At 39.4% G+C, this 21170-nt stretch carries 16 protein-coding genes; 8 read left to right on the top strand and 8 right to left on the bottom strand.

Annotation, left to right across the window (positions count from 1 at the left end; genetic code table 11):
* Window positions 1-75: 75 nt before the first annotated feature.
* Together hofB and pyrB are read right to left on the bottom strand one after the other, a co-directional pair.
* The gene (hofB, locus tag HPB14_RS01770) at window positions 76-1515 is read right to left on the bottom strand and encodes an outer membrane beta-barrel protein HofB (protein ID WP_000797806.1); all 1440 of its coding nucleotides are present in this window, start codon (window positions 1513-1515) and stop codon (window positions 76-78) included.
* Window positions 1516-1795: 280 nt separating this feature from the next.
* Window positions 1796-2719, bottom strand: coding sequence for an aspartate carbamoyltransferase (gene pyrB / locus HPB14_RS01765; protein ID WP_001124562.1), 924 nt, complete (start codon window positions 2717-2719; stop codon window positions 1796-1798).
* 66 nt (window positions 2720-2785) lie between these two features.
* Between pyrB and HPB14_RS01760 the strand changes: the two genes are divergently transcribed.
* From HPB14_RS01760 to HPB14_RS01725, 8 genes are all read left to right on the top strand, one after another.
* Window positions 2786-3301, top strand: a complete 516-nt coding sequence (locus HPB14_RS01760; RefSeq protein WP_000523523.1) for a hypothetical protein — start codon at window positions 2786-2788, stop codon at window positions 3299-3301.
* Window positions 3301-4008: a 23S rRNA (cytidine-2'-O)-methyltransferase TlyA gene (gene tlyA, locus HPB14_RS01755; protein ID WP_001235135.1), complete on the top strand. Its 708-nt coding sequence runs from the start codon at window positions 3301-3303 to the stop codon at window positions 4006-4008. Before HPB14_RS01760 ends, tlyA begins: the two co-directional genes overlap by 1 nt.
* Complete coding sequence (locus HPB14_RS01750; RefSeq protein WP_000931566.1) at window positions 3974-4816, top strand: bifunctional riboflavin kinase/FAD synthetase; 843 nt, start codon at window positions 3974-3976, stop codon at window positions 4814-4816. Before tlyA ends, HPB14_RS01750 begins: the two co-directional genes overlap by 35 nt.
* A 46-nt stretch (window positions 4817-4862) precedes the next feature.
* Entirely contained in the window at window positions 4863-6788 is a 1926-nt protein-coding gene (gene tkt, locus HPB14_RS01745; RefSeq protein WP_001177259.1) for a transketolase, read from the top strand.
* A complete protein-coding gene (gene addB / locus HPB14_RS01740; RefSeq protein ID WP_001047410.1) occupies window positions 6785-9121 on the top strand; it encodes an ATP-dependent deoxyribonuclease AddB in 2337 nt (778 codons plus the stop codon). Before tkt ends, addB begins: the two co-directional genes overlap by 4 nt.
* Window positions 9118-11703, top strand: coding sequence for a DNA translocase FtsK (locus tag HPB14_RS01735; protein WP_000837213.1), 2586 nt, complete (start codon window positions 9118-9120; stop codon window positions 11701-11703). Before addB ends, HPB14_RS01735 begins: the two co-directional genes overlap by 4 nt.
* Before the next feature lie 183 nt (window positions 11704-11886).
* Entirely contained in the window at window positions 11887-13185 is a 1299-nt protein-coding gene (locus HPB14_RS01730; protein WP_001069393.1) for an MFS transporter, read from the top strand.
* Window positions 13186-13239: 54 nt separating this feature from the next.
* Window positions 13240-14049 (top strand): flagellar hook-basal body protein, encoded by an 810-nt coding sequence (locus HPB14_RS01725; RefSeq protein ID WP_001179231.1) that lies wholly within the window; start codon window positions 13240-13242, stop codon window positions 14047-14049.
* Window positions 14050-14738: 689 nt separating this feature from the next.
* Here the strand turns inward: HPB14_RS01725 and HPB14_RS01720 are convergent.
* Genes HPB14_RS01720 through fliG form a run of 6 tightly spaced genes read right to left on the bottom strand, consistent with a single transcriptional unit; the run spans window position 14739 to window position 21161 of the window.
* Window positions 14739-14927: a hypothetical protein gene (locus HPB14_RS01720; protein ID WP_001011848.1), complete on the bottom strand. Its 189-nt coding sequence runs from the start codon at window positions 14925-14927 to the stop codon at window positions 14739-14741.
* A gap of 2 nt (window positions 14928-14929) precedes the next feature.
* Complete coding sequence (locus tag HPB14_RS01715) at window positions 14930-15688, bottom strand: protein NO VEIN domain-containing protein (RefSeq protein ID WP_001062215.1); 759 nt, start codon at window positions 15686-15688, stop codon at window positions 14930-14932.
* A gap of 14 nt (window positions 15689-15702) precedes the next feature.
* Window positions 15703-17493 carry a translation elongation factor 4 gene (gene lepA / locus HPB14_RS01710; RefSeq protein ID WP_014658428.1) on the bottom strand — a complete coding sequence of 597 codons (1791 nt, stop codon included), beginning with the start codon at window positions 17491-17493 and terminating at the stop codon, window positions 15703-15705.
* A gap of 20 nt (window positions 17494-17513) precedes the next feature.
* The gene (dxs, locus tag HPB14_RS01705; protein WP_014658427.1) at window positions 17514-19364 is read right to left on the bottom strand and encodes a 1-deoxy-D-xylulose-5-phosphate synthase; all 1851 of its coding nucleotides are present in this window, start codon (window positions 19362-19364) and stop codon (window positions 17514-17516) included.
* Window positions 19365-19366: 2 nt separating this feature from the next.
* Window positions 19367-20143 carry a flagellar assembly protein FliH gene (gene fliH / locus HPB14_RS01700; RefSeq protein ID WP_000056240.1) on the bottom strand — a complete coding sequence of 259 codons (777 nt, stop codon included), beginning with the start codon at window positions 20141-20143 and terminating at the stop codon, window positions 19367-19369.
* Window positions 20130-21161: a flagellar motor switch protein FliG gene (gene fliG, locus HPB14_RS01695; RefSeq protein WP_000201853.1), complete on the bottom strand. Its 1032-nt coding sequence runs from the start codon at window positions 21159-21161 to the stop codon at window positions 20130-20132. Before fliG ends, fliH begins: the two co-directional genes overlap by 14 nt.
* Window positions 21162-21170 lie beyond the last annotated feature (9 nt).

Raw genomic sequence — 21170 nt, 5'->3', positions numbered from 1 at the left:
ATTTGATTAAACTCTTATTATAGTGTTTTTATTAAGGGATTTTTAACGCTTTAATAAACAGCTTAAAGCTATCTATTAGAATTTAGCACTAAGGGTTGTCATCAAATGGCTCCTGTCTGAATAAAGCGCTTTAGAGCCGGGCGTGGGTCTGTAACTCCCTACCGTAAAGCCTGAATGCGTCATCACGCCCAAATATTCTAATTTCACGCTCGCTGTCAAACTCTTACTGATCTTATAGCCCACATTAACAGCCGCGCTCGCTTCATTGGCTAAAGTGCCGCTAGTCCAACGCCATAAAGTCCCCCACAGCCATTTTTTATGCACGCCCCCACCAAAAACCCAACCAGAGACAGCATTAGCGGTTACCACATGGCTTAAGGCTTGCCCTATATCATAAACGCTATTGGTCCAAAAATCAATGCCTAAAGGGTTTCCTGTCGTGCCGATGTAAGCGTTTGCGTTTTTCCACACTTTATAAAACGCTCCCCCAAAATTAAATTCATTGTAATCAAATCGTTGCCTAATGAGCAAGCTTTGCCCGGCAGTGCCGGCCTTTATAGCGTAACGATAAGTATCTCTTCTTAAGGGGGCATGGACAGGGAGCAAAATATAAGCTTTTGTTTCGGATCTAAAGCCCACGCCATCAAAATTAGGGTTACTATCATAGCCTACAACCACCCCAGGGCTGTAATAAGTCCCGGGCGAAAATTGGAAAAAAGGGCTGACGCTAACCCCTTTTCTTTCATAAGTGTAATTCACTAAATGGATACCATAATTTAGAGTGCGCCCGTTTTTAATCACGGTTCTTGGAGAGTAAAAATCATAAATCCACTCCCCATAAGCGAACGCCCTACCCCATGAGCTAAACCACCATAATTTGTGGATTCCTTCATTTTTATCCTTGACTTTAGCGCTGATTTCAAAGCCTTGCGTATAGCCGCTCATATAAGGAGCGTTGGATTGATAACGCCCCCCTTTAGCCGCAAATATATCCTTATATCGGTATTCTAAAAAAGCGTTATTCATCAAGTAATTACGGCGGATTTTATTGGCCCTAGCGTTCCCGCATGCTATAGAATCAATCACCTTGCCATCAGAACCAAGCGCACACTCATGGATACTCGTGCCATCAAGCAAGGCTCTTTTACCCCCTAAATAGCCATCCCAATAACCGATGTAGTTATAAATAACCGATCCGCCTTGATTGAATTTCGTGCTATCATAAGCGACCCCACCGATTGTTCCGCCGACTTTTCCTTCTAAAACATGCCCTTGATCTTTAAGGCCTTTGGATAAAAAATCCGCATAGATATTGCCCTGACCTACAGCGGTTACAAAAGTCTCTGTAGGATAAATCCCCCTAGCTATGTCAATCTTTTTTTTATTAAAGCCAACTTTAGAAAAGGACTCCGCTGAAACTTCAATTTTATAATCAAACGCTTGCAAAGAAGCGCTCAAACTTAAAACATATAACCCACAAAAAACTTGATTCTTTAAAGGCGCGCTATTTTTCATTTTTTTCCTTTTAATAGCCAATACATCTTAAAGACTACAATTCTTAACTGATCTAAAAACAAAGAAGCATAATCAAGCTATTTATTTACTTTTAATTAACTCAACTATTTTAGATTATAACGAAATTTTTTTAGTTTCATCATAAAATGAGATAGAGTAAATCAAAATTTAATCAAAGTGGGGTTTTTGCACTGTTTTACAACCAAACCCACTTTTTTAATATGAAAGTTCTTATATTGATTTTAAACAATGCTAAAAGCCTTTTTTAAGTTTTTAAAACTTAATTTATTAGCAAAAACTCCAACACCGCCATGCGCATTGCCACGCCATTTTTAACTTGCTCTAAAACTTTGGATCGCTTGTCTTCTAACACCGCGCTTTCTATATCAATATCCCTATGCACCGGGCCTGGGTGTAAAATAATGACCTCTTTATTTTTAGCATGAGCCTTTAGGCGTTGTTGGGTGATGCAATAAGCGTTGCCGTAATCTTTCAAGCTCGCAAAAATGGGCGCGTTGTGCCGTTCGGTTTGGGTCCTCAAACTCATTAAGATGTCTGCAAATCCTATCGCTTCTTCAATGTTGTGTGTCGTTCTTAAAGGAGTGCTAGGGAGCATGGAGCTTGGGGCACACAGCATGATCTCAAGCCCTAGTCTTTGGAGCAATTTAATGTTGCTATTAGCTACTCTGGAATTTTTCACATCGCCTATAAAAGCGATTTTCTTCCCTTTTAAATTTTCCAAACTGCCAAAATGCTGATAAAGGGTGAGCAAATCTAATAACGCTTGGGTAGGATGAGCGCTTGTGCCGCTTCCTGCGTTAATCAAAGGGCATTGTGAAAATTCAGCTAATTTAAAAGGCGCGCTTGAAAAAGCATGCCGTGTGATGATAGCGTCAGGCTGCATGGCATGGATATTTTTAAAAGTGTCTGTTAGAGTTTCACCCTTTGAAGTGGAGCTTGTTTGCATGTTTAATTTCACTATTTTTGCCCCCAACCTTAGGCTTGCGATTTCAAAACTAGACACCGTTCTGGTGGAATTTTCAAAAAACAACGCCACGATGATTTTATTGTGCATTTTTTCTTTCGTTTCTAAAGATACGGCGTTAAAATCGTTCGCATAAACGCTCGCTTTTTCTAATAAAAGCTTGATTTCATCTAGGCTTAAATCGCTGGTTTGGAGCAAGTGTCGGCATTTTTTTGGCATAAAACCCCCTTTTAGTTATAATACAGATTTTATTTTAGCTAAAAATGGCATGGGTTTTAGCAAGGAATGGGCTTGAAAAATCTCTCAACACTTCTGGTGTTTTTATTCTTTTGTTTGGGGTGTGTGAGCAACTTCAATGAAGACACCTACACGCTAGACTTAGTTTTAGAAAAAAAGATCCAAGCCAGCAGGAAAGGCGAAATCACCAAAGATAATGTGCCTATCATCACGGCTATCGCTACGCATTTAAACGATGTGGATAGCGGCACTTACTATGATCATGAGTATTTTTTAGTGGAGATTTTCACGCAAAATAACGATTGGATAGATGATGGCTATATTTCTTATGAACTTTTTGGCACAAAACCTATAGGCTCAGAGCCTTTATGGGTGCGAGAAATCACAAAAGATGAATTTGATGGCATTTTAGAAACCACGAATCGGTGGAGCCGAGCCTTTTTACTCGCTTTTAACAAATTGGATTATTTAGCGGTGCAAGAAGCCAAACTAGAGCTTGATGCCTATAGTTTAGGCAAGATTGTTTTTAATTTCGCTTATCAAGTCCCCCTACCTCAATTTTAATGCGCTTAGATTACGCTTTATTCAACCAGCATTTAGCAAATAGCAGAGAAAAAGCTAAAGCGTTGGTTTTAAAAAATCAGGTTTTAGTCAATAAAATAGTGATCTCTAAACCCTCTTTTATCGTTAAAGAGGACGATAAGATTGAGCTCATCGCTGAAAAACTTTTCGTTAGCAGGGCTGGGGAAAAATTAGGGGCTTTTTTAGAAACCCATTTCGTGGATTTTAAGGGAAAGGTTGTTTTAGATGTGGGAGCGAGCAAGGGGGGCTTTAGTCAAGTGGCTCTTTTAAAAGGGGCTAAAAAGGTGCTTTGCGTGGATGTGGGGAAAATGCAATTAGATGAGGGCTTGAAACAAGACAAACGCATAGAATGTTATGAAGAATGCGATATTAGAGGGTTTAAAACGCCAGAAACAATTGATTTAGCGCTTTGTGATGTGAGCTTTATTTCTTTATATTGTATTTTAGAAGCGATTTTGCCTTTAAGCGGTGAATTTTTAGCGCTTTTCAAACCGCAATTTGAAGTGGGCAGAGCCATAAAACGCAATAAAAAGGGGGTGGTGATGGATAAAGAAGCCATTTTGAACGCTTTAGAAAACTTTAAAAACCATTTAAAAACAAAGGATTTTCAAATCTTAACGATCCAAGAAAGCTTAGTGAAAGGGAAAAACGGGAATGTTGAATTTTTTATCCATTTCAAGCGAGCCTGAGATTAAAAGCCTAGCTATCGGTAAATTTGATGGCTTGCATTTGGGGCATCAAGCCCTTTTTAAGGAATTAAAAGATCCCAAAGCCCTTTTAATCATAGAAAAAAAACATTACACTAAGGGCTATTTAACCCCCCTAAAATACCGCGCTAAACTCGTGGGCATGCCTTTATTTTTTGTGTATTTAGAAGAAATTTCGCAATTAAACGCCCTAGAATTTTTAGATCTTTTAAAAAAGAAATTCCCCAACTTAGAACGCTTGGTGGTGGGCTATGATTTCAGGTTTGGGCATGGGAGACAAAATGACGCTTTATTTTTAAAAGAGCGTTTTGAAAAAACCATTATTGTGCCTGAAGTGAAAGTCCAAGAGATTAGCGTGCATTCTAAAATCATCAAACTAGCCCTAAGTCATGGCGACTTATCTTTAGCTAACAAGCTCTTAGGCAGGCCTTATGAAGTGTGCGGAAAAGTCATTAGCGATCAAGGCTTAGGGCATAAAGAATTAGTGCCCACTTTAAATATCAAAACTAAAGATTTTATCCTCCCTAGTTTTGGGGTGTATGCGAGTTTAGTGAAAATAAAAGATCCAATTTATCAAAAAAGCGTGAGTTTTATAGGCAATCGCTTGAGCACGGATCAACATTTCGCCATAGAATGCCATGTGCTTGATGCCATCATAGAAAAACCGCCCAAAGAAATCGCTTTGCGTTGGGTTCAAAAAATACGAGACAACATGCGTTTTAATTCATTAAAAGAGCTTAAAAATCAGATCCAACAAGACATCTTATCAGCCAAAGAGATTTTGAGATAATTTGTGTTAAAATGGCTTTCAAAAACCTTAAAAATGGAAAAATTTGATGCAATTGAGTAACGCTGACTTAGAACGATTAAAAAGCATGGCGAACACGCTTCGTTTTTTATGTGCAGACATGATAGATAAGGCTAATAGCGGGCATCCGGGCGTGTGCTTGGGATTAGCCGATGTGATGGTGGTTTTAAGCTTGCACCTAAACCTTAACCCCACCAACCCTAAATGGCTCAATAGGGACAGGTTGGTTTTTAGCGGAGGGCATGCGAGCGCGTTGGCGTATAGTTTGTTGCATTTGTGGGGCTTTGATTTGAGTTTAGAAGATTTAAAGCGTTTCAGGCAATTACACTCTAAAACCCCAGGACACCCCGAATTGCACCACACCGAAGGCATTGAGATCACCACAGGCCCTTTGGGGCAAGGTTTTGCTAACGCTGTGGGCTTTAGCATGGCGAGTCAATACGCTCAAACCCTTTTAGATAAAGAAGCGATTTCTCATAAAGTCTATTGCTTGTGTGGGGATGGGGATTTGCAAGAAGGCATTAGTTATGAGAGCGCTTCTTTAGCCGGGCACCTTCGCCTTGATAACCTCATTGTGATTTATGATAGTAATCAGATAAGCATTGAAGGCGCTATTAATATTAGTTTTAGCGAACAGGTTAAAACGCGTTTTTTAGCACAAAATTGGGAAGTGCTAGAATGCGATGGGCATGACTATCAAGCGATTCACAACGCTTTAGAAGAAGCCAAAAAATCCCCTAAACCCACGCTTTTAATCGCTCATACGATCATTGGCAAGGGGGCTATTGGCTTAGAGGGGAGTGAAAAAACGCATGGCTCGCCTTTAAATAAAGAAGTGTTGAAACAATCCAAAGAAAACGCTCAAATCAATCCTAATGAAAGCTTTATAATCAGCCCAAAAAACAAAATGCATTTTGAAGAAGTGAAAGTTAGGGGCGTTAGTTTAGAAGCCTTATGGGAAAAATCCTTAAGCCCTAAAACAAAAGAAAAGATCCATGCGTTAAAGAATTTTGATTTTAACGCCATTAATTACCCCGCCTTTAAAAAAGGCGAATCTCTAGCCACGAGAGTGAGTAACGGCATGATTTTAAACGCTATCGCTAAAGAATGCGAGGGCTTTTTGGGAGGGAGTGCGGATTTAGCCCCATCCAATAACACGCATTTGAAACACTCTGGCGATTTCCCTTTAGGGCAAAACTTGCATTTTGGGATCAGAGAGCATGCCATGGGGGCTATCACTAACGCTTTAGCGGCGTATGGCTTGTTGGTGCCTTTTTGCGCGACCTTTTTTGTGTTTAGCGATTATTTAATGCCCAGCATTCGTTTGAGCGCTTTAATGAAATTAAAAGCCCTTTTTATCTTCACGCATGACAGCATTGGCGTGGGCGAAGATGGGGCGACGCACCAACCCATAGAACAATTGAGCCATTTACGCGCTTTGCCTAATTTCTATGCTTTCAGGCCTAGCGATGCCTTTGAAAATAAGGCTTGCATGCAAGTAGCGTTAAGTTTGAACGCTCCTAGCGCTTTTATTTTATCGCGCCAGAATTTGCCCGTGCTAGATGAGGTTTCTAAAGAGCAGGTTTTAAAAGGGGCGTATGTTAAACACCATTCTAAAGATCCCATTATCACGCTTGTTGCGAGCGGGAGCGAAGTGTCTTTAGCTTTAGAGAGCGCTAAAATTTTAGAGCGAGAAAATATCCCCACTCAAGTGGTGAGTGCACCTTGCTTTGATTTGTTGATAGAGCAAGATGAAAGCTATCTTAAAGAACTCTTTAAGGGTAAAGTCTTAGTCATTGAAGCGAGCCGTGCGATAGAGTGGTATCGTTTTGCGGATAAAATCATTGGCATGGATTCTTTTGGGAGCTCAGCAAAGGGCGATAAACTCTTTGAAAAATTTGGCTTTAGCGTTGAAAACATCACCACTCAAGCGAAAAGGTTGCTCAACGCATGAACTTAGAAAAACTTTTTTTAGAAAAATCCCCCTTGTTTGTTTTTAGCTCTACTAGGCGTTTAAAGCATTTCTATTTAGAGCAAGGCGAAGGGTTTTTGCCTAACGCAATGAGCATGGGGAATTTTTTTGAACAGGCTTTTTACATCCCTAATAAAAAGAAAATCCCTAAAAACGCACGCCAAATTTTAATGATAGACACCATTAAAGCTATCGCTAAAGAAAAAAAATCCATTCTTGAAGGGCTTTTGCTTTTTGAAAACAGCTTTTTAGGGTATTTGGAAAGCACTTCTTTTTTGTTTGATTTGTTTGATGAGTTAAGTTCTGCTTGCATCAAACTCAATGAACTTTCTTTTAAAGACATTTACTTGGATTATGAAAAGCATTTAGAAGTCTTAGAAATGATTTATGATCGCTACATTAAAAAGCTAGAAGAATTAGGCTTTTACGACAAAATCATGCAAAAAAAACCCACGATTTTAAAAGAATTTTTTGAGCATTTTTCCTCCATTGAATGGCATTTAGACGGCTTTATGAGCGTTTTTGAAAGGCAATGCTTATTAGAAGTGGCGGAGTTAGTGCCTATCACTTTACACCTGTCATGCGATAAATACAATCAAAAATTCTTGGAATTTCTCAATCTCAAATTAGAGACAGATTGCGATTATTCCATTGATTTTAAAACCCAAAAGATCCTTTCTCGAACTTTTAATGATCAAAAAATAGAACCAAAGCTTTATGCCAACTCCAGTTATTTAAAACAAGGTGCTTTAGTTTTACAAACCATAGAAGAATATTTGCAAAAAGATAACGACCCTAATAAAATGGCGATCATCACGCCTAATGCGGATTTTTTACCTTTTTTAAAACTTTTAGACCAAAACAACAATTTGAATTTTGCGATGGGTTTAGGGACTAAAAACAGCCCTTATTATACAGAGCTTGTCAAAATCTTAGAAGATTTACAAACAAGCGATCTTAATTTAAGCGGATCTGCGTTATTGGATTTAGAAAATATTACGCTCCCGCTTTTAGAACAACAAAGCTCTAAAGAAAAAGCGCCCTTGAAAGAAGCGCATTCTCAAATCATGCACCAGTATCATCTTTTAAAAGACACGCTTAAAAACTACAGCCTTAAAGATTTATTGCATTTGTATTTGCAAGAATTTGAAGCCAACTTCCGCTTAGACGATTCTAGTGGGGGCAAAATACGAGTCATGGACACTTTAGAGACAAGGGGCATGCAATTTGATAAAATCGTTATTGTGGATTTTAATGAAACTTGCGTGCCAAGCCTTAAAGATTGCGATTTGTTTTTAAACTCTGCCTTAAGGAAATCGCTCAACCTCCCCACTTTATTGGATAAGAAAAATTTGCAAAAACATTATTACTACCAGCTCTTTAAAAACTCTAAAGAAATGGTGCTTTCTTATATAGAGAGTGAAACTTCAAAAGCCTCTAACATGCTTTTAGAATTGGATTTACACACAGAGCCTATCAAAGACGCTTACACGCTTTTTGCACCAAGTCCTTTAAAAGACTACCAAGAAGAAGAAATCAAAGCCGCTATCCCTAAAGATTTTAGCTTTAGCGCTAGCTCATTGAACGCTTTTTTAACTTGCAAGCGCCGTTTTTACTACCACTACATGAAGCGTTTCAAAGAAAGCCCTAAAGATGAAAATAATAGCGCTGTGGGCAGTTTGCTCCATGAACTTTTAAAAGAAGCTTATGAAAAAGATAAAAACCCCTATGCGTTAGAAGAGAGGCTCATTTGGCTCTTAGAAACAAGAGAAAACATTACCCCTAAAGAGCGTTTAGACACTCTTATAGCGCTCAAAAAAATCCAGGCTTTTTATCTTAAAGAAAAAGAACGCTTTAAGGCAAAAATCAAAATCCTTGATCTTGAAAAAAGCTTTGAAACGATCATTCAAGGCGTTATTTTTAAGGGGCGTATAGACAGGATTGACAAAACGGCTGACAATGAAATTATTTTATTGGATTACAAATTCAAAAACGATTTGAAATTAGACAACATGAGCGAAAAACAACGAAAAAGATTAAGCCCCATAGAAATCGCTCAAATCAGCACCGATTACCAAATGGCCATCTATGCGTTTGCCCTTAAAAATCTGGGTTACAAAGAGCCTATAAAAGCCTTTTTTTATGATTTGAGAAAGGGCGAATTAGTGGAAGAAGACGAGCCTATTTTACAGGCTAAAATGGATCATTTAGAATTTTCTCTTATCCCCAAACTCAAGCAAGAAATTGATTTTGAAAAAACTTTAGAAGTTAAAGATTGTGAATATTGCTCTTTTAAAGACATGTGCAACCGATGAAATCTAAAAAACTTTATTTGGCTTTAATCATAGGGGTTTTATTAGCGTTTTTAACCCTATCTTCATGGTTGGGTAATAGCGGTTTAGTGGGGCGTTTTGGGGTGTGGTTTGCCGCAATCAATAAAAAATATTTTGGGTATCTTTCATTCATTAATTTACCCTATTTAGCGTGGGTTTTATTCCTTTTATACAAGACTAAAAACCCTTTTACAGAAATCGTTTTAGAAAAAACTTTAGGGCATCTATTAGGCATTTTATCTTTACTCTTTTTGCAATCTAGCCTATTAAATCAAGGGGAAATCGGCAACAGCGCGCGTTTGTTTTTACGCCCTTTTATAGGGGACTTTGGGCTTTATGCGCTGATAACGCTTATGGTAGTTATTTCTTATTTGATTTTATTCAAACTGCCCCCTAAAAGCGTTTTTTATCCTTATATAAACAAAACGCAAAGCCTTTTAAAAGAGATTTACAAACAATGCTTACAAGCCTTTAGCCCTAATTTTAGCCTGAAAAAAGAGGATTTTGAAAACACCCCATCAGATCTTCAAAAAAAAGAAACCAACAACGACAAAGAAAAAGAAAACCTTAAAGAAAACCTTAAAGAAAACCTTATTGATGAAAACCACAACACCCCTAACGAAGAATCGTTTTTAGCGATCCCTACCCCCTATAACACGACTTTAAACGATCTAGAGCCGCAAGAAGGCTTGGTTCAAATTTCCCCTCACCCCCCTACCCATTACACCATTTACCCTAAAAGAAACCGATTTGATGATTTGACTAACCCCACTAACCCCCCTTTAAAAGAACCTAAGCAAGAAACCAAAGAAAGAGAACCCATGCCCACAAAAGAAACTCTTACGCCCGCCACGCCCAAACCTGCCACACTCAAACCTATCATATCAGCACCCGTCATGCCCGCATCTGCACCCATAATAGAAAATGACAACAAAACACAAAACCACAAAGCCCCAAACCACCCAAAAAAAGAAGAAAGCCCACAAGAAAACACGCAAGAAGAAATGATAAAAGAAAATCTAAAAGAAGAAGAAAAAGAAACACAAGACGCTCCAAACTTTAGCCCAGTAACCCCCACAAGCACTAAAAAACCCGTTATGGTTAAAGAATTGAGCGAAAATAAAGAAATATTAGACGGATTGGATTATGGCGAAGTGCAAAAACCCAAAGATTATGAGCTTCCCACCACGCAATTATTGAATGCGGTTTGTTTGAAGGACACTTCTTTAGACGAAAACGAGATTGACCAAAAAATCCAAGATCTATTGAGCAAGCTGCGCACCTTTAAAATTGATGGCGATATTATCCGCACTTATTCAGGCCCTATTGTAACCACTTTTGAATTCCGCCCAGCCCCTAGCGTTAAGGTGAGCCGCATTTTAGGCTTGAGCGATGATTTAGCGATGACTTTATGCGCTGAATCCATCCGCATTCAAGCCCCCATTAAGGGTAAAGATGTCGTTGGCATTGAAATCCCTAACAGCCAAAGCCAAATTATTTATTTAAGAGAAATTTTAGAAAGCGAATTGTTTCAAAAATCCAGCTCGCCCTTAACTCTAGCTTTAGGCAAAGACATTGTGGGTAACCCTTTCATCACGGATTTAAAAAAGCTCCCTCACTTGCTCATCGCTGGCACGACAGGAAGCGGTAAGAGCGTGGGCGTGAATGCAATGATTTTATCCTTACTTTATAAAAACCCCCCCGATCAACTCAAATTAGTGATGATAGATCCCAAAATGGTGGAATTTAGCATTTATGCGGACATCCCCCATTTACTCACGCCCATTATCACTGACCCTAAAAAAGCTATCGGGGCTTTGCAAAGCGTGGCTAAAGAAATGGAACGCCGATACTCTTTAATGAGCGAATACAAGGTTAAAACCATTGATTCTTATAATGAACAAGCTAAAAACAATGGTGTTGAAGCGTTCCCCTATTTGATTGTGGTGATTGATGAATTAGCGGATCTGATGATGACAGGGGGCAAAGAAGCGGAGTTTCCTATCGCTAGGATCGCTCAAATGGGGCGCGCGAGCGGCTTACACCTCATTGTAGCGACCCAACGCCCGAGCGTGGATGTCGTAACCGGCCTGATTAAAACCAATTTGCCTTCAAGGGTGAGTTTTAGGGTAGGCACTAAGATTGATTCTAAAGTGATTTTAGACACCGATGGGGCGCAAAGCTTGTTAGGAAGAGGCGATATGCTCTTTACTCCCCCAGGAACAAACGGGTTAGTGCGCTTGCATGCCCCCTTTGCCACTGAAGATGAAATCAAAAAAATCGTGGATTTTATTAAAGCCCAAAAAGAGGTACAATACGACAAAGATTTCTTGCTAGAAGAATCACGCATGCCTTTAGACACCCCTAACTATCAAGGCGATGACATTCTAGAAAGGGCTAAAGCGGTGATTTTAGAAAAAAAGATCACTTCTACGAGTTTTTTACAACGGCAATTAAAAATCGGCTACAACCAAGCCGCCACCATTACTGACGAATTAGAAGCTCAAGGCTTTCTATCCCCAAGAAACGCCAAAGGCAACAGAGAGATTTTGCAAAACTTTTAGGCTTTGTTTTCATTGAATATTAGCAATAAAAACATTGTTTTTAATTTTTAAAATTCATTTTCTTTAAAAAACTTTTCTCAATAACACAAACACCATAATCCTTTAACCTATTAATCAAATATTATCTGTAGTTTCCCTAACTCCTAGTAAAATTACCTAAAAATTTCATGTTCAAGGATAGCCATGAACCCCCAGATCCAACCCGCCACCAAAAAACCCTTAAAATCCCTTTTAGCCGCTAGTTCAGGCAATTTAGTGGAATGGTATGACTTTTACGCTTATGCGTTCTTAGCACCTTATTTCGCCAAGGAATTTACCCACACCAATGACCCCACTTTAGCGCTCATCTCAGCTTTTTTGGTTTTTATGCTAGGGTTTTTCATGCGTCCTTTGGGGAGTTTGTTTTTTGGTAAATTGGGGGATAAAAAGGGGCGTAAAACTTCCATGGTGTATTCCATTATCCTTATGGCGCTAGGCTCTTTTTTGCTCGCATTGCTCCCCACTAAAGAAATCGTAGGGGAATGGGCGTTCTTGTTTTTATTATTAGCCAGGCTTTTACAGGGCTTTAGCGTGGGAGGAGAATATGGCGTGGTCGCTACTTACCTCTCTGAATTAGGCAAGAATGGCAAAAAAGGTTTTTATGGCTCTTTCCAATATGTAACTTTAGTTGGAGGGCAACTCTTAGCTATTTTTTCGCTCTTTATCGTTGAAAACATTTACACGCATGAGCAAATCAGCGCGTTTGCTTGGCGTTATTTATTCGCTTTAGGGGGTATATTAGCCTTACTCTCGCTCTTTTTGAGAAATATCATGGAAGAAACCATGGATAATGAAGCGACTCCCCAAAAAGAGACTAATGTAAATCATGTAAAAGAAACCCAAAGGGGCAGTTTAAAAGAATTGCTCCACCATAAAAAAGCCTTAATGATAGTTTTTGGACTCACTATGGGAGGGAGTTTGTGTTTTTATACTTTTACGGTGTATTTAAAAATCTTTTTAACCAACAGCTCATCATTCAGCCCTAAAGAAAGCAGTTTCATCATGCTTTTAGCGCTCTCTTATTTTATCTTCTTACAGCCCTTATGCGGGATGCTTGCGGATAAAATCAAACGCACCCAAATGCTGATGGTTTTTGCTATCACAGGGCTTATTGTAACGCCTGTTGTCTTTTATGGTATCAAGCATGCCACTAGCGTGTATGAAGCCCTATTTTACGAAATGCTTGCATTAAGCAGCATGAGTTTTTACACTTGCATTGCTGGGGTCATTAAAGCGGAATTATTCCCTGAACATGTGCGAGCGCTTGGCGTGGGTTTGGCCTATGCGATCGCCAATGCACTTTTTGGAGGGAGCGCGAGTTATGTAGCGTTAGAGTTCAAACAGCATGGTTTTGAAGTGGGGTTTGTGGGCTATGTCATGTTGAGTATTATTATCTTTATGGTTATGGTTATCATATTCCCTAAAAAAACCTATTTGGAATGAATCTGTTTTTATTTAATTTTTGCTATAATTTTTCCTTTTAAAAGGATTATTCGCATGCAAAATGGGTATTATGCGGCCACAGGCGCTATGGCGACACAATTTAACCGCTTGGATTTAACCTCTAATAATTTAGCTAATTTAAACACTAATGGCTTTAAAAGAGACGATGCGATTACAGGCGATTTTTTAAGGCTTTACCAACAATACCGAGAGCAACTGCCCTTAGAAGATCAAACCAAAGCGAGCGCGAAGTATTTAAACCGCAACCTCAATCGTGTGCCTATTTTATCAGAAATCTATACGGATAGGAGTCTTGGCGCGTTTGAAGGAACGCATAACCCCCTAGATTTTGCCCTAACAAGCCCTAACCTCTATTTTGCAATACAAACTAATGAGGGCGTCGCCTATACCAGAGACGGGCATTTCAGCGTGGATAAAGACGGCTTTTTAGTTACTCTTAATGGCTTTAAGGTGCTTTCACGCTCTGGCTTGAACGAAAAAGGAGGGATCATGCTCATGCCTGACGCTGAAATTGAAGTGGATCAAAATGGTGGAATCACTTTTAGGGATAATGAAGCCCAAATTCAAGCGGGCGCGTTAGCTTTAGTGAGTTTTAGCGAACCTAAAAACCTTAAAAAGATAGGGCAAAACCTTTATACTTATCAGGGCGAAGGCATCCATCAAGTCTCTGACTCTGGCGCGTTAAAACAATACATGCTAGAAAAAAGCAATGTCAATGCAGTGCGTGAGATGAGCGCTTTGATTGAAATCAACCGCTTTTTGGACATGTATTCTAAAGTGCTAAAAACCCATCAAGATGACATGAACGCTGAAGCGATCAACAAACTCGCTACAAAAGCTTAAACTTTTGGCGATTTTAAAATTCATAGGAGGGTTTTTGCGATACCCTAACTCCCTAATAACGCTTTTTTAAAAGCCTTGTTAATCTTTTTTGTATAGCATTAGTTTTAAAAGAGTTTAAAGAATTAAATGCCTTTTCTTTTGTAATCGCTTGCAAAGTAGACGGTAACGCAAGCTTCTCTTTATAGTTGCTAACTATTCAACAATAATTCAATTTTAATTATTTATTATTTCGTTTGTTGTTTAAAACGCTCTTTTTTGTGGTATTCTGTAAGCAAACGCCCCCATTTTTCTTGTTATGGTTCTTGTGTTTTAAGCTCGTTTGTGATAAGATCTAATCTCATTAAGGTTTGAGACGCTATAGTTGATGCCGTCTCTGTAATGGTTAGAGAGTGTCGGCTTGGTCTCTAATTCCCTTAATGTTTTTATTGCCCCAATCAAGCTTTTTGATTACCCACTTGACTATCAGCGTTCATTTTAAGATAGAGCCATTTTAAAAGCTTGTAAAAATTTTCTTTCTGCTTCCACTAAATTAGGGTTTAAGAGCAAGTCATTCTTTTCTAATTTGATTGTGCCTTTTTAGCATAACCAACACCCTATCTAAAGGGATCTTTTTTCTTATTTATAAATGTGATTTTATATTTTTACTCCAACGCCAAGTCAATCAAAATTTGCCAATTCTCTTTATAGTGTTAGAGTTGCGACAAGCTCTTTGTGTTGCCCCATTCTTGTGTGTCTTCAATAGGGATAATATAGCATTCGCTCGTGCGAGTGTCTATCCCTAAAATCAAATCGCAATCTTTTTTGGTGTATTTGTAAGTGCGTTTAGGGGCATTCCTATCAATTTGAACCCCACTCCTATAGCCTCCTGTAAAATTCAAAGTTATTTTATTTGCCCTACTAAGTGGTATTCTAAAATGCTTTTTTGCTTTCTCTCGCATGCCTTAAACTCTAAACGCTCTAAAGGATTAACAACAGATAAAAGATAGGGTTTCTCACTCAAATTCAATACCACTACAAGCACATAATCATGGCTATACGCTTGCACTTGATCGTATTCTTTTTGAGTCAATCTCAATGCCCCTTGCTTTTCTCTAATCCCCTTAACTTCCACTAAAAACGCCTGCTTGTTGGTTTGAATATAGAAATCATACCCATCGCCAAAAAGACGCATGTCTTTTAAACTCCCACAAGAAAACACTTCTATATTTTTATAGTGGTTTAAAAAATACAATTCGGCTTCTAAACCCGTTTCTTGCATGCTTTTATAGCGGGTTTTAAGGTAAGCGTTAGGGGTAATGCCTAAATCTTTGATTCCGTATTGTTCTTGCAAAAACCATTTCACAATATGGCTAAAACCTTTAGCGTCTTCATCTTTAAACAAGCTATCAATCCATAATTTTCTATGGATATATGTATCGCCTTTTTGCCACCAACCTTTGCGTTTGTTGGGAAAAAAATAATCAAATAAATCCATACGATTTTTGATAACACCAATCGTGTCAGCTAGGCCGATTTGGACACAATATTCAAAAAAAGCGTTTTTAGTAGAAAAACCAAATTCTTTAATAAAGTCATTATCAAATTTTGCCAAAGCATAGCCTATGAGATTTAAAATTTCATAATTTCTATGTTTTGCCATAGAAGCTAAACGCCCTAATCAATCTTTAATATCGCTAAAAACGCTTCTTGGGGAAGTTCCACTTTACCGATAGCCTTCATGCGTTTCTTGCCCTCTTTTTGCTTTTCTAAGAGTTTTCTTTTTCGTGTAATATCGCCCCCATAGCACTTAGCCGTTACATTCTTACCGACAGATTTGATCGTCTCTCTGGCGATGATTTTATTCCCCACGCTCGCTTGGATAGCGACTTCAAAAAGCTGTCTTGGGATAAGCTCTTTCATCGTTTCCACTAAAGCTCGCCCCTTTTCATACGCCTTATTTTTATCTATAATGATAGAAAGCGCATCCACCACATCGCCTGCCACCCTCACATCTAACTTCACTAAATGAGCCTCTCTGTTTTCTATAGGCTCATAATCAAAGCTCGCATACCCTTTCGTGCAAGATTTGAGCTTGTCATAAAAATCCATCACAATTTCATTGCTCGGCAAGGAATAAGTGAGTATGACACGAGACTGATTCAAATATTCCATTTTTTCTTGAATGCCTCTTTTATTGTTCAATAACTGCATTAAATTACCCAAAAATTCGCTCGGCGTGATAATCGTCGCTCTCACAAAAGGCTCTTTGATGCAAGCGATATGGTTTTCAGGGGGCAATTCGCTAGGGTTTTGAACGTATTTGATGCTATTATCCGTCAAATGCACTTCATACACCACCGTAGGAGCGGTAGCGATTAAGTTAAGGCCAAATTCCCTCTCCAGCCTTTCTTTAATCACTTCCATGTGCAATAACCCTAAAAAGCCCACCCTAAAGCCAAAGCCAAGCGCTACCGAGCTTTCAGGCTCAAAATTTAAAGCACAATCGTTAAGCTGGAGCTTCAATAGCGCTTCTCTTAAATCTTCAAACCTATCCGTTTCTATAGGGTAAAGCCCCGCAAAAACAAAGGGTTTGGCCGGTATAAAGCCCTCAATGGGTTTAGGGGTAGGGTTTTTAGCGTCTGTGAGCGTATCGCCCACCGCAATATCAGTAACGCTCTTTAGCCCCAAACTCACAATACCAATCTCGCCGCATTCTAAACTCTTGGTAGGGATTTTTTTCAAAGGGTTGGGGTAGTATAGCCCTAAAACGCCATGTTTTTTACCCGTCCCCATCACTAAAATTTCTTGCTCTGTGTTGATACTCCCATCCATGATACGCACCAACGCTAACGCCCCTAAATAATTGTCAAACCATGAATCATAAATGAGCGCTTTTAAAGGAGCGTTAGGATCACCGCTAGGGGCAGGAATGGTCGTAATGATCTTTTCTAACAAATCTTTAATGCCTAGCTTAGCTTTAGCACTCACTTCATTAGCGCTAGAGCAATCAATCCCTATCGTGTCTTCTATATCCTGTTTGACTTCCAAAACATTCGCATTAGGCAAATCAATTTTATTGATCACCGGTAAAATTTCTAAATTGTTATCTAAAGCGATATAAGTGTTTGCAATGGTTTGCGCTTCCACGCCTTGAGTGGCATCCACCACCAATAACGCCCCTTCGCACGAACACAAAGAGCGAGACACTTCATAGCTAAAATCCACATGCCCTGGGGTGTCAATGAGGTTTAAAACATAATCCTCCCCCTTAAAAGTGTAATTCAAGCGCACGCTTTGAGCCTTAATCGTAATACCCCTTTCTTTTTCAATATCCATAGTGTCCATCACCTGGCTCGTCATCTCTCTGTTGCTGATAGCGTTGCATTCAGAAATCAAACAATCCGCTAAAGTGCTTTTACCATGGTCAATGTGAGCGATAATGGAAAAATTGCGGATATTTTTCATCGGCGTAGGCGTCTTTTCTTTCATCTCTCTTGTCCTAAATCTTTTAAAATAGCGTCAGTCAAACTCTCTGTGTCTAAACCTAAGGATTTTTCCACTAAAGCGGTGTTCCCATGCATGATAAATTCATCCATGATTTCAAAGCTTTTAACAGGCTTTAAAATATTTTGTTCGCTCAAAAACTCTAAAATCGCGCTAGCCACCCCCCCAAGCTTGTAATTATCGCTAAAAACATAGAGCTTTTGATAAGGGGCAATAATCGCGCTTAAATTTGGATCCAAGGGCTTTAAAAACCTGAGATCCAAAAGCGCGCATTCTATGTTTTTTTCTTTTAAAGCCAGTTGGACCAAATGCGCCCGCCCCACGCCATTACCATAGCCTATGAGTAAAATTTCGCCCTCTTTTTTCAACAATTCGCTTTGGCCTAAAACAAAACCGCTAGGCTCAAAAACTCCCTCTTTTAGTGCAAACGACCCCCTAGGGTAGCGGAACGCGCAAGGGCTTGAATCATGCTCATTAGCAAAACGCACGGCGTTTTTTAAAGTCTCATTATCTCGTGGGGCAAAAATGACCATGTTAGGGATAGAGCGCAAATACGACACGTCTAAAAGTCCTTGGTGCGTCTCGCCATCTTCGCCCACAATCCCAGCCCTGTCAATGGCCAATTTAATCGGTAGGCTAGAAATGCAAGCGTCATGCACAATGGAATCATAAGCCCTTTGCAAAAAAGTAGAATAGATACTCACAAAAGGTTTAAACCCCTCTTTAGCCATAGCGCTGCTGGAAGTTAAGGCGTGTTGTTCAGCGATAGCGACATCAAAAAAGCGCAAAGGGTAAGCGTCAATGAGCTTGTCTAATCCTGTACCGCTAGGCATCGCCGCAGTTACGCCTACGATTTTTTCATCTTTCTTGGCTAATTCTAAAAGGGTGTTAGAATACGCTTCAGTGGGCGATAAAATCGCGCTTTTGGATTTTTTAGACAAGCCGGTATCCAAATCAAAAGGCCCTACCCCATGCCATTTTTCATAGCGCCCTTCAGCGATTTTATAGCCTTTGCCCTTTAAGGTTTGCGCATGGATTAGCACCGGCTCTTTAAGCTCTTTGGCTAATTTCAAGGTTTCAATAATCGCATTCAAATCATGCCCGTTAATAGGCCCTATATAGTTAATGCCTAGTTCTTCAAAAAACACGCCCGGGGTGATGAGTTTAAAAGATTCTTCAAAACGACTCGCTAAGTAATTCACGCTTTCAGGTAAGGTGCTTAAGATTTTTTTAACTTTAGAGCGGAAAGACTGGTAAAATGGGCCTTTCATCAGCTGGCTAAGGGCTTTGGATAAAGCGCCAATAGGCGTGCTGATACTCATTTCATTATCGTTCAAAATCATGATCATGGGGTATTTCCTATCGCCCAGTTCGTTTAAGGCTTCATAAAAAATCCCTGCGCTAATACTCCCATCGCCTAATAAAGCGATAGGCATGCCTAACGCTTGTTTCAGACAAAAAGCTTTAGCCACCCCCACGCCTATAGACACCGAAGTGGAGCTATGCCCAGCGATGAAATAATCGTATGCGCTCTCGCTGGGTTTAGTAAAGCCGCTCAAACCTTTAAATTGCCTTAAAGTGCTAAAGCTTTCAAAGCGCCCGGTTAAGAGCTTGTGAGCGTAAGCCTGGTGCGAAGTGTCAAAAATAAAAGGGTTTTTCTGGCAATCAAATAAGGCATGCATGCCCACAATCAGCTCCACAGCCCCCAAAGAAGAGCTTAAATGCCCCCCATTAGCACTCACCACTTCTAAAATACGATTCCTTAGCGTTTGACACACCAACTCCAAGCCTGCAATATCATTAGGGTTTAAATCAAAAGTTTTATTTTGCAAAATCACACCTTAAAATTTTCCAACACGCTTTCTTTGAGCGTTTTAAAGCGCTCCATTAAATTCCCATCAAGGCTCCCGTTAGAGCTAGTGATCATAACGCCTCCTTTAGAAATGGCCTCATTGCTCTCTAATTTGATTTTGGAAGCGTTTTGCAAACGCTCGTTTAAATAAGGGTAATCCAAAGGATTGACTTTTAAATGAATATCCGTTGCGTCTAAAACGTTTTTTAAAAGCTCTTCAGCCAAAGCAAGGGCCACTTTTTGGCTACTATCTTCCACTTCTTTAAGGATCACTTCTTTAGCGATATCTATCGCAATCGCACTCAACTCCTTTTCTAAAGCCATTAAATGATCTTCTGATTTTTTCATTTTTTCATCTAAAGCCGTGATCGCATGCAAAAGCTGGTTCTTTTCTTCATTCACGCTGTGAGTGAGTTCGTTACGCATTTTTTCTTCGCCCTCTTTAAAGCCGATTTTATAGCCGTCGTTTTTAGCGTTTTCAATCAAAGCTTTGCTCTCTTCTTGGGCTTTTTCAAATTGCATTTGCAATTTCACTAAATGGCTTGAAAGCTCATCGGTTTTTTTTAATAAGCAATCAATCAAATCGTTTTCTATCGCTTTTTTTTCCAAAGGCTCTTCTAGGTTAGGCGTTTCTAAAGACGCGCCATTAGGATTAGTTTTAGGAGGTAAATTTGCCATGCTCTTAAATTCGTATTTTTGAATGTCATGCTTATTCAAATGATCTTTTTGGATCAAGTTTTTACGGCTATTCAATGACATCTTCCTCTTCACCGGTTTGAATCACGCCTTTTTCTTGCAAGCTCTGCACGATTTCAATGATCTTTCTTTGGGCCACATCCACATCTTTGATTTTAACCGCCCCTAAATATTGCATTTCTTCTACAAATTGCTCTGCAGCCCTACTGCTCATGTTGTTTAAGAATTTATCGGTTAAATCTTTCGTGGAAGTTTTTAAGGCTAAAGACAAGTCTTTTTTGTCCGCTACTTTCAAAATCTCTCTGATGGCGAAATTATCCAATTTCACAATGTCTTCAAAAGTGAACATCATCTCTTTAATCGCGCCGGCGAGTTTGTTATCCACGCTTTCAATGCGAGCGAGCGTGGTTTTAGCGCTCTTTTGACCCAAGCGGTTAAAGATTTCAGCCACCGCTCTCAAGCCGCCCACTTCAATTTTATAGCTAGTGAGCGATTCTAGTTTGTTTTCTAACACCGTGGAAACCCTTTTAACCACTTGGGGCGATATTTCGCCTAAATTCGCCATTCTAATAGAAATCTCGGCTTTCATTTCATCAGGGAAATAGCTCAAAGTCTCAGCCGCATTAGGGGCTTCCATGTGGGCTAAAATCAAGGCAATGGTTTGAGGGTGTTCGTTAATGATGAAATCAGCGAGTTGTTGGGGCTTGATTTTGCCTAAATAAGCGAAGTTTTTTTGCGTTTGCAAGCTTTTAGTGAGTTTGTCCATCACTTTTTTAGCTTCTTCGCTCCCTAAAGTCCTGGTTAAAAGCTCTCTAGCATATTCTAAACCGCCGGTATTGATGTATTGGTTAGACTGAAAAATCGCAAAAAATTCCTCTAAAACCGCCGCGCCAATTTGCTTGTCTGTGCCGTTTAATTGCACGATTTGCTTAGAAATCTCTGTAATGGAGTCAATGTCTAAATGCCTTAAAATCTCACCTGTGGTGTCTTCGCCCACCTGAATGAGTAAAATAGCGATTTTTTCACTCATGGAAAGCTCGTCTAATTGAGCCTTTTGTTTGGGGGTAAGCTTGGTTGCCATTTTTAACCT

Source organism: Helicobacter pylori HUP-B14 (assembly GCF_000259235.1).
Classification (GTDB): Bacteria; Campylobacterota; Campylobacteria; order Campylobacterales; family Helicobacteraceae; genus Helicobacter; species Helicobacter pylori_CU.
Note: the sequence above shows the minus strand (reverse complement) of the source record. Positions and strands in the feature narration are given on the sequence as shown.